This is a genomic window from Neisseria sp. P0021.S007, assembly GCF_051956855.1.
In genome coordinates this window covers 1-627 of sequence record NZ_JBQCXA010000705.1, presented here as the reverse complement: position 1 = coordinate 627, position 627 = coordinate 1, and the positions used below count along the sequence as shown (strand labels likewise).

The 627-nt window shown below is 56.9% G+C and carries 1 protein-coding gene; it reads left to right on the top strand.

All coding sequences use genetic code 11. The annotated features are described in order from the left end of the window. Positions 1 to 627: glycine--tRNA ligase subunit alpha (locus tag ACTHUR_RS15490; protein WP_440399524.1), on the top strand; the 627-nt coding region annotated here is incomplete at both ends.

Below are 627 nucleotides of genomic sequence, written 5' to 3'. Positions count from 1 at the left end.
AGACGGCCGCTATGGCGACAACCCCAACCGCCTGCAACACTATTACCAATTCCAAGTCGCCCTCAAACCCGCGCCCGCCAATATCCAAGACCTCTATCTCGATTCCCTGCGCGAATTGGGCATCGACCCCAAAGTCCACGACATCCGCTTCGTCGAAGACGACTGGGAAAACCCCACCCTCGGCGCATGGGGCTTGGGCTGGGAAGTCTGGCTCAACGGCATGGAAGTAACTCAGTTCACCTACTTCCAACAAGTTGGCGGCATTGACTGCACCCCCGTACTCGGCGAAATCACCTACGGCATCGAACGCTTGGCGATGTACCTGCAAGGCGTAGAAAACGTCTATGACCTCGTTTGGGCAAAAACGCTGGACGGCAACCCCGTCACCTACGGCGACGTGTACCACCAAAACGAAGTCGAACAATCCACCTACAACTTCGAATACATTGATGCCGACTGGCTGCTGCGCCAGTTCAACGACTACGAAGCGCAAGCCAAACGCCTGCTCGCCGAAGAAAACGCCAGCCTCTCCCTGCCCGCCTACGAGCTTGTCCTCAAAGCCGGACACACTTTCAACCTCTTAGACGCACGCGGCGCCATTTCCGTTACCGAACGCGCCACTTACAT